The organism is Syntrophorhabdaceae bacterium (assembly GCA_028698615.1).
Classification (GTDB): Bacteria; Desulfobacterota; Syntrophorhabdia; order Syntrophorhabdales; family Syntrophorhabdaceae; genus Delta-02.
Map to the genome: position 1 here is coordinate 1 of JAQVWF010000102.1, position 3,956 is coordinate 3,956.

Annotated in this window: 4 protein-coding genes; 2 read left to right on the forward strand and 2 right to left on the reverse strand. The window is 51.9% G+C overall.

The window, feature by feature from the left end; translation table 11 throughout:
* Both PHC90_14695 and PHC90_14700 read left to right on the forward strand, forming a co-directional pair.
* Positions 1–561, forward strand: a 561-nt coding sequence (locus PHC90_14695; GenBank protein MDD3847594.1) for an alkaline phosphatase, incomplete at its 5' end; no start/stop codon positions are given.
* A 35-nt stretch (positions 562–596) separates the two neighbouring features.
* Positions 597–1,178, forward strand: coding sequence for a hypothetical protein (locus PHC90_14700; GenBank protein MDD3847595.1), 582 nt, complete (start codon positions 597–599; stop codon positions 1,176–1,178).
* A 55-nt stretch (positions 1,179–1,233) separates the two neighbouring features.
* Here PHC90_14700 and PHC90_14705 read toward each other — a convergent pair whose 3' ends face one another.
* Positions 1,234–1,656 carry a hypothetical protein gene (locus PHC90_14705; GenBank protein MDD3847596.1) on the reverse strand — a complete coding sequence of 141 codons (423 nt, stop codon included), beginning with the start codon at positions 1,654–1,656 and terminating at the stop codon, positions 1,234–1,236.
* 739 nt (positions 1,657–2,395) lie between these two features.
* Entirely contained in the window at positions 2,396–3,874 is a 1,479-nt protein-coding gene (locus tag PHC90_14710; GenBank protein MDD3847597.1) for a radical SAM protein, read from the reverse strand.
* Positions 3,875–3,956: the final 82 nt, after the last annotated feature.

The following is a 3,956-nucleotide window of genomic DNA, read 5'->3' on the forward strand; positions in this document are numbered from 1 at the left end:
CTGATGATCGCCTCGGGTGCGGTTTACGGGGGGCTCGGTCAGGTTATTGGGATGGAAACGCGCCGGGTTGGGGATACGAACGACCCGGGACGGGACCTTCGACAGAGGCTCGAGATGGCGCACGGGGCAGGGGAATATGATTTCATCCATGTCCACACCAAGGTCACGGACGAGGCGGGACACACGGGGAATCCCTTGATCAAGAAAGAAGTGATCGAGGCTGTGGATACGGCGCTTGCCTACGCAGTCGAAGAGATTGTCCCCGACGAGGACGTTCTCTTCATTGTTACCGCCGATCATTCCACCGCTTCCTCGGGAACCATGATACACACCGGCGAGAACGTGCCGCTGGTCATGACCGGGAAATACGTCCGAAAGGACGATGTGGAAAAATTCGACGAGGTAAGCTGTGCCGCCGGCGGACTCAGCCTGGTCCGGGGAAAGGAACTCATGTATCTTGTTTTGAACTTCCTTGATCGGGGAAAACTCTGGGGGCTCATGGACTCGCCCGATGATCAGCCCTTCACGCCGGGCGCGTACAGGCCCTTGCTCATTGATTGATCGAAGGTTGTTCCATGGGGAGGCTCGATTCGACAATGATAGACGGACCAGTTGAAAATATCGAGACGGGGGTCGTCCATGGCCGGTTCCAGGTATTTCATAACGACCACCTCAGGTACGTGCTGACCGGATTGCGGCTCTGTCGGCACCTGGTTGTGGGTATAACGAACCCGGACCCTTTGCTGACCATGGAAGAAAAAGCTGATAGAGAGCGCAGCAGCCCGCTGGCCAACCCGCTCACCTACTACGAACGCCACATCATGATCAGGGGTGTGCTGGAAGAGGCGGGCATAGGGTTGTCACGGTTTTCAATAGTCCCTTTCCCCATAAACCTTCCCAAACTCTACCATCACTATGTTCCCATGGACGCGGTGTTTTTCCTTACCATCTACGACGACTGGGGAAACCAAAAGCTTGCGTACCTCCAGAAGCTGGGGCTCAAAACCCATGTCCTGCGGGAAGTCACCCCGGAGGAAAAGGGAATCAGCGCGAAGGACATTCGCAGCCGTATGCTGCATGGTGAACCGTGGGAACACCTGGTGCCGCCCGGTGTGGCACTCCTTATGAAAAAGTGGGATATCCCCTCAAGGATCAAGAAGATCCATGAGCCCGGCTAAGCCTGGGCTGAAGGGCGAGATCCCGCGGCAAACGCCCTGAGGTCCCAGGGCTATATCAGGTCCTGCATTTTACAAACCACATTGAATAATCATCGAGGAGCGCATGGTTCCTGGATGCATTGTCCACAGCCTTGAGCGCGGCAAGGTCAAGAATGAAGCGACGGTTGTCGCGTGTCCGTCTGACCTTGACAAGGATCCCGGCTTCTTCGTCGATAAGGTCCTCGAAACGCTTCAGCTCGTAGATATCGGTCTCGGAAGGATGGTCTGTCTTCAAAGCCTCGTATTCCGCTTCATTGACATAGCCGAACACATATTTTTCATCCCAGCGGAATCCTTCAATACCTGTCATTACACAGGGCATATCGAGATGCCGGCTGAGATACGCGCGGTAGAGCGTGAGCGATTCCAGGGAAACAGTCGCGTGCTCTGCGCCCAATATTTCGGCTACGCGCTGGTCGTGTTCCTGGCGGTTTTCCATGGCTCCTCCTGTAGCGGCAAGGTCATTTATTGGATCAACGCTCTATATTACCAGATACGTATGCAAAAAGAAAAGGCTGACGCAAAGAGAGGCACGGCGATGTTTCGCTCTCAATAAGAAAACCCCCGGTTTCCCGGGGGCCTGGCGTTCTTCATGGGCCTTGTTCGCTTCCACTTCACGATCTTGTTCGCTTCTACTCTATGACCGCGTCTCAGTTATCTCATGAGATGATCTGCGCTTCATCGTCATGGAGATCTCTGCCAACGAAGTCATCGGTGCCATGCTCCTTCAGGTTGGTGCAACCAACATGATCAAGGTTGCCACCGTTCGTAACGCGAATACTGCCTCCAAGTTCGCGGTCATGTCTGGTCTCCTGATGTACTATTTGGAGGTTTCCATGACCGTTTCGCCCCCGCCCCGGGAGCTCCGGTGCTTGAGCCAGAGTCCTGAGTCTTGCCCAGACGCACCGTGTGTTTTGAAGAACGCCTGTTTGAAGTATACACCATATCCATCGATTTGTTATCAGCGGATTTGGAATCGACCCACTATTCTTGAGAACTCACCATAGCCAGTGCACAACATGCGGCAATTGTTCGGATAATTGTATCGCAGGCACTTTCTTGACACAATCGTCTTTTGTGCCATCAAGACCATATGTCGAGGAATAATGAAGATCGGACAAGTTCCACCGCGAAATAGCCTGGTATGAAGACGTGCCTCCCGTCTGTTGGCGGTAAATCTAGCGAAGGAACGGCCTGACCGCATCCTCAACAGGAGTAATATCGTTTGACCTTCGGTAGCCCTGTATCAATCGGTGTATCTGTGCCTTTTTATCAGACAGGGCAGAGGTTGTCGAAAGGCATGAGATATAGAACGCAAGATGATTGATGAATCTGTTGTCCAGGCTCCCCCTGTCACGATGGATCACATACGTGTCCCGGTCCGAGTTCCCGTTGTCATCGATGTCAGCCTCCGTTATGAACCCGGCAGCTCGGGCCATTCCTGTGATCTCGGTGTTGGGGAAGTATTTCAATGAAAAGAGATTCAACGAGAACGGCCGCGGCAATTCCATCATCATGAAGATGCTCTCGAGAGATTCTTCAAATGTCTCGAATGGGTTGTCGAGAATGAAATCATACCTGATGCTTACGCCGTATTTATGAAATATCCTGGCCTGGTTGATGAGCTGTTCGTTGGAATACCTTCGCTTGAAGACCTCATTCCTGACGCGCTGAGATCCTGATTGAACCCCTATCCAGATGCCTTTCAATCCACTGTCGGCCAGGAGCCTGGCTTTTTCATCGCTGCAAGTGCCGGGGAAGAAGAATACATAGAAGGGTATGCCGATCACAGACCTGTACCATGAAAAGAAATCTCTGGTCCATTCGATGCCCGGGGTGAACACTTCATCATAGAAGTTTATGCTCTTCACCTGCCCCAATCTTTCCTTGACTGCAAGCAGTTCTTCCTGCACATGCTCGATGCTCCTGTAGCGGACCTTTGACCATTGCCCCGGATACACTGATCGCGCCATATAGGAGTTCGAGCAATAGGTGCACCGATACGGACAACCACGACCGACAAAAGTGCCGTACCGGCTGTTGTCAAAATATGGCTCGTAATTATCAATTCTGTTGTTCTCGATCACGTGGGAGTATCTATGCTCAAGAAGCGGGACCGGGAACGAAGAGAGATCTCCTGGAAGCGGGCGCACAGGATTCCTGATCACAGCGCCATTCTTCCTGACCCAGAAGTTGCGGATCTTTTCAGTCGGCCCCTTGCTTTCCAGTTTCTCAATAAGCTCGCAAAGAGGTTCTTCCCCCTCGCCTATGCACAGAAAATCGGCATAAGGAATGCATTTGTCAGGATTGAGCGAGGCCTCCCATCCCCCCACAACTATTGTTAAATGATCGATATCCTTAAGTTCCTTATATATTCTCCTGTATAGACTGAAATGATGAGAAACAAGGCTAAACCCGACAACATCGTATCTGTTGTCCTTTATGTGGGACACGAGGAGATCGATCTCGTGCCTGGATGCATTGTCAAGATTGGCCGTAAAATCGTCCTTTATTCTATCGTCGTATGATTTCTCATGATAACCATTCAACTTAAAGAACAACATAGCGGCATCGATGCCCTTATCGACAAGACTGGAGTGTATCGCGCGCACTCCGTATGCCTCGTCATTGAAGAATGACACCAACAGAACTTTCATGATTGCTCCCCGGCCGCGCCTGATCGGTGCGGCAACCTTGTCCGAACGTATTGTCCGGCTTTCTTGGCGGATTATCCTATTC